Consider the following 5,223-nt stretch of genomic DNA (forward strand, 5'->3'; position numbering starts at 1 on the left):
TGCACGGTCTCGGCAATCTCAACCGCCTTTTCAGCCATCACAAGCGCATCTTTCAGATCACCGCGCACGATGGAATAGGACAACAACCCAATGGCTGTTGGAAACGTCTCAGCACCGCCGCCCGCGATGTATTCTTTGCTTAACCCGATCAAAGAAAGCTTGTTTATTTCACCCACCCCAATCAGCAACAATGCTTCAAAGCTGCGCATAACCACATATGCGAGCGCCAAGATTTCACTTTGTCGCCTCAAAATTGGATAAAACACCACCGCGATGAGCGGCACGGCAACCAAAGAGCCAACTTGAATAAGAAGGCCAACCATCACCTGGATCCTATTGGGATAGATGGTTTCTAAATAGTCTGGCGCATTGAGTATGGGGGCATAGATGAGCTCAGCGAGCGAAAAGACAACCGTTGCAATAATAAAAAGAACAGCAATTGTGATCGCTGAGCGCTTGTGTGAATAGGTGCGTTCCTCGCTCATTATCTCCTCCTTAAAAGCAAGAAGGATATCGCAGTTTAAAGCTGACTGATTTGACTTCTATCAAGAGCGAGGACCCTCAAAAACGCTCGTTAGCCTGCGCTCGGGCTGACCTCTATCGCAAAAGCATGGATCTCCTGTTTTAGCTCAACAGCCAGACAATCCATAATGGCGCGATGCTGAGCAACGCGCAGTTTACCGTCCAGCATTGGCGAGGAAATCTGCACCCGAAAGTGCGAGTTGCCACCTTCACGATATCCTGCATGCCCACGATGCAATTCACTCTCATCAATCACATTCAGGTGTGTTGGATGGAATTCTTCAGTTAATTTCTCAATGATTATCTGTTTCATCGACATAAGGGGTTTTGCTCTCGCCGGTTTTTGATGTAAAAGAGGTGTCCTTTTCTCTAACTTTAAGAGCACGTACCTTGAATTCCAAGCTCTTCGATAAAATCAAAGTGAAACGCCGCGCATCTTCTGCGGTAAAACCTGAAGACGATCTGCCCCGTTGCGCCTGGAAGGGTTGCGACCAGGCCGGTGCGCACAAAGCGCCAAAAGGCTCGGATCAACCAGGCTATTACCAATTTTGCATGGCCCATGTGCGCGAGTACAACAAGAGTTTCAACTTCTTCTCTGAAATGAAGGATGATGAAATTCAAAAAATCGTGACTGACCGCACCGGCGGCCGTCCCACTTGGGATATGGGGGTCAACAAGGTTGCGCCCGATTCTGAAGGGCTAAGCACTGCCGGTCGCAAAAAGAAAAACCACGACCCATCAAACGTTTTTCGCCGCTATGAGCGCATGCAAGGCAAGTCCGCAGGCCCAAATCGATCCGCTGAACGCAAGATCTTAGATGCGGACAAAAAAGCGCTCGAAATGCTTGATGTCAGCCCAACTTCTGGTCCTGACGAAATCAAAAAAGCCTACAAAGATCTCGTGAAACGCCATCACCCAGACATCAATGGTGGCAACAAAAGCTCTGAAGAGCGTCTGCGCAATATTGTAACAGCGTACAATCACCTAAAGTCCAAAGGGTTTGTTTAAGACCTAAGGCGCGAAAACGAACACGGGGCTCGGCACTGGTCGAGCCCAAATTTTATTGCTATAGAACTTGCATCTTTATGACACCCCGCCCTACCTTTTGCGCGCAAATTGTGCCAAAACCCATTTGAGAAATACGTTCTATCTAAAAGGTTACCCATTATGAGTGTGACAGCACCCCTGCCTGATACCGAATATTCAGTACGTGAGCTTTTTGGCATCGATTCAGATCTAGTGGTCAAAGGATATAAAGAGCGCACCGAACATGTGCCCCCGGTTGACCCTGACTACCTGTTCGACAAAGCAACAACACTTGCCATTCTTGCCGGTTTTGAGCACAACCGCCGCGTCATGGTGCAAGGCTATCACGGCACGGGTAAATCCACCCACATTGAACAAGTTGCAGCCCGCTTGAACTGGCCGCTTGTGCGGGTGAACTTGGATAGCCACGTCAGCCGGATCGATTTGGTGGGTAAAGATGCTATCGTGATCAAAGATGGCAAACAAATCACTGAGTTCCGCGATGGTATTTTGCCTTGGGCGCTGAAAAACAATATCGCCATCGTGTTCGATGAATATGATGCGGGTCGCCCGGACGTCATGTTCGTGATCCAGCGTGTGCTCGAAGTTTCGGGTCGCCTGACTTTGCTTGACCAAAACAAAGTCATCGAGCCGCACCCAGCGTTCCGCCTGTTCTCAACCACCAACACCATTGGTTTGGGTGATACATCGGGCCTTTATCACGGCACCCAGCAAATCAACCAAGGTCAAATGGACCGTTGGTCGATTGTGACCACCCTGAACTATTTGCCGCACGAAAAAGAAGTGGGCATTGTGTTGGCCAAAGCCAAAAGCTTTGACACCGAAGAGGGGCGCCAAACCATTTCAAACATGGTTCGACTTGCCGACCTCACCCGTTCAGCTTTCATCAATGGCGATCTTTCGACCGTGATGAGCCCGCGTACGGTCATCACTTGGGCGGAGAACGCCCAAATATTTGGCGATATCGGCATGGCCTTCCGCCTCACATTCCTCAACAAATGTGACGAGTTGGAACGCGCAGTTGTGGCTGAGTTCTATCAACGCGTCTTTGGTACTGATTTGCCTGAATCTGCTGCAAATATCGCTCTGAGCGCCTAACAGAAAAAAGGCACACTATGTCTGGCATCGCCAAACGCGCCAATAAACCTGATCCGTCAGCCACGTTGAAAAACGCGGTTGGCGTGACCATGCGCGCCATTGCCGAGGATAAAGAGTTGGAAGTGGCCTTCACCTCCGACAGACCTCTTTTGACCAAAGACAAGGCGCGGCTGGCCAACCTGCCTCGCCTGCCAAAACCTGAAGACATTGCTATTGCCCGTGGGCAAGGCGACGCCATGGCCATGCGATTGGCCGCCCACGACCAAAAATTGCACAAAAAGTTTTCGCCCCAAGACCCTGATGCCAGAGCCGTATTTGACAGTTTAGAACAGGTACGTGTGGAAGCGCTTGGCACCCAACGCCTGCCGGGCATGAAGGGCAATTTGGCCGCCATGCTTGAGGACAAATTGTTCCGTGCCAACTATGCATCTGTCACCGATATCGCCGATGCCCCTTTGGCTGAGGCTATGGGCCTAGTGTTGCGCGAAAAGCTATTGGGTATCGACATTCCCTCTTCCGGCGAACGCTTGGTTGAGTTTTGGCGCGAAACCATTGAGCAAAAAGCTGGCGACCAGCTCGACAATCTTGCAAATCTGGTTGATGACCAAACCGAGTTTTCCAAACTTTGCCGCACTGCATTGCGCAATATGGAATTGATCGTTGACGCGGACCCAACCGATTTGGACGGCGACGAGGACGATACGGGCGAAGATGCAGATCCGCAAAACGCCCCAGATGAAAACGCCGACCAGCAAGACGGCACGTCTGATCAGGATGAAGAACAAATTGATGCGGAACAAGCCCCAGGTGACACCGAGCAAGAAGGTGAAACCGAAGGCGAAGACGCCGACATGCAGGATATGGAAGATCAAGAAGCCCCGCTTGAACATGGCGAAGACAGCCCCAATGCTCAGCCGGACAATGATATTCCTGAACATTTCCGCAACATGCCGGACTATAAGATTTTCACCACAAAGTTCGATGAAACCGTAAGCGCTGCAGACCTTTGTCCACCAGACGAATTGGAACAATTGCGCGCCTTATTGGACAAGCAATTGGATGGCCTTTCTGGCGCTGTGGCCCGTTTGGCCAACAAATTGCAACGCCGCTTGATGGCCCAGCAAAGCCGCTCTTGGGAGTTTGACCTTGAAGAAGGCTTGCTTGATACCGCACGGATTACCCGAGTGGTCACCGATCCGCTGCAGCCGCTTTCATTTAAGATCGAAAAAGACACCGACTTCCGCGATACGGTTGTAACCTTGCTGATCGACAATTCTGGCTCTATGCGTGGTCGCCCGATCACCATCGCCGCGATCTGTGGTGACATTCTAGCCAGAACGCTTGAGCGTTGCGGCGTGAAGGTTGAGATTTTGGGCTTCACCACCCGCGCATGGAAAGGCGGCAAATCTCGTGAAGCTTGGATGCAAGCGGGACGCCCTGCCAATCCGGGCCGTATCAACGACGTGCGCCACATCATCTATAAATCCGCTGAAGAACCATGGCGGCACGCCAAGTCCAACTTGGGTTTGATGATGCGTGAAGGCTTGCTCAAAGAAAATATCGATGGGGAAGCGCTGCAATGGGCCCACAAGCGAATTTTGGGTCGGCCCGAAAATCGCCGCATATTGATGGTGATTTCTGATGGCGCGCCTGTTGATGACAGCACGCAGTCCGTCAACCCCGGCAATTATTTGGAAAAACATCTGCGCTACGTAATCGAAGACATAGAAACCCGCTCACCCGTGCAACTGGTTGCCATTGGTATTGGTCACGATGTGACCCGATATTACCGACGTGCAGTCACTTTGCTGGACGCTGAAGAATTGGCGGGTGCTTTGACCGATAATCTTGCAGATTTGTTTGACGAAGAATTGCCACAAGAAACCCGTCGCAGAGGCCGAAAATAGCCCGAAATCCGTTTCTGATCGCAATGATGCTTGGCGCCCTTTGTGCGCCCGGCACTGCTTTTGCCGAAAAGCTCACCATAAACGCCGCTCAAATCAAATGGTTTAAGAGCCAATCGATTGGCAAGCCCGTGGGAATAGATCTCATTTGGCGTGGTGGCCTGCACCTCACCAGCACACACCCTGATTTTGGCGGCCTGTCGGACCTCACGTTCACCTCCCAAAATGGGGATTTGGCGATCGTGACCGACAAAGGCCGCATGATCACAGCTCAGATGTCCTATGACGCAACAAACGCACCAATTGCCATCAACAATGCCGAAATCAATCGGATCAAAAACTCAAAGGGCGCAAACCTTCCTTCATCCTTTTCGCGCGACCCAGAAGCCATTGACACCATCTATCGCAATGGCACCCCAAGCGCGGTGCGCGTAGGCTTTGAACATCTTACCCGCGTGGCAGACTTTGGCCTTATCGATGGAAAACCAGAAGGCGCGGCAAAAGACTATGCCCTGCCAAACTGGATCACCCGGCAACGCAATAATGGCTCCATTGAATCATTGTGCATCGCGCCACCCACTTCCCCGGTCGCAGGTTCGACCTTGGTCATTTTGGAGGATGTGCGCGACCAAAAAGGCAACAACCGCGCTTG

General features: G+C 51.4%; 6 protein-coding genes. 4 read left to right on the forward strand and 2 right to left on the reverse strand.

The genetic code is table 11. The annotated features are described in order from the left end of the window. A partial coding sequence (locus Q0231_RS09060) for a DUF4386 domain-containing protein (protein WP_299347263.1) occupies window positions 1-485 on the reverse strand: 485 nt, incomplete at its 3' end. 89 nt (window positions 486-574) lie between these two features. Further along, window positions 575-841: a BolA family protein gene (locus Q0231_RS09065; RefSeq protein WP_299347265.1), complete on the reverse strand. Its 267-nt coding sequence runs from the start codon at window positions 839-841 to the stop codon at window positions 575-577. Between the two features lie 71 nt (window positions 842-912). Between Q0231_RS09065 and Q0231_RS09070 the strand changes: the two genes are divergently transcribed. From Q0231_RS09070 to Q0231_RS09085, 4 genes are all read left to right on the forward strand, one after another. After that, window positions 913-1,530: a DnaJ domain-containing protein gene (locus Q0231_RS09070; protein ID WP_269395075.1), complete on the forward strand. Its 618-nt coding sequence runs from the start codon at window positions 913-915 to the stop codon at window positions 1,528-1,530. A 159-nt stretch (window positions 1,531-1,689) separates the two neighbouring features. Continuing rightward, window positions 1,690-2,667 carry a cobaltochelatase subunit CobS gene (gene cobS / locus Q0231_RS09075; protein WP_299347267.1) on the forward strand — a complete coding sequence of 326 codons (978 nt, stop codon included), beginning with the start codon at window positions 1,690-1,692 and terminating at the stop codon, window positions 2,665-2,667. 17 nt (window positions 2,668-2,684) lie between these two features. After that, the gene (gene cobT, locus Q0231_RS09080) at window positions 2,685-4,574 is read left to right on the forward strand and encodes a cobaltochelatase subunit CobT (RefSeq protein ID WP_299347270.1); all 1,890 of its coding nucleotides are present in this window, start codon (window positions 2,685-2,687) and stop codon (window positions 4,572-4,574) included. A gap of 23 nt (window positions 4,575-4,597) precedes the next feature. Then, a partial coding sequence (locus Q0231_RS09085; RefSeq protein WP_299347272.1) for an esterase-like activity of phytase family protein occupies window positions 4,598-5,223 on the forward strand: 626 nt, incomplete at its 3' end.

Origin of the sequence: uncultured Maritalea sp. (assembly GCF_937139385.1) — a bacterium.
Taxonomy (GTDB): domain Bacteria; phylum Pseudomonadota; class Alphaproteobacteria; order Rhizobiales; family Devosiaceae; genus Maritalea; species Maritalea porphyrae_A.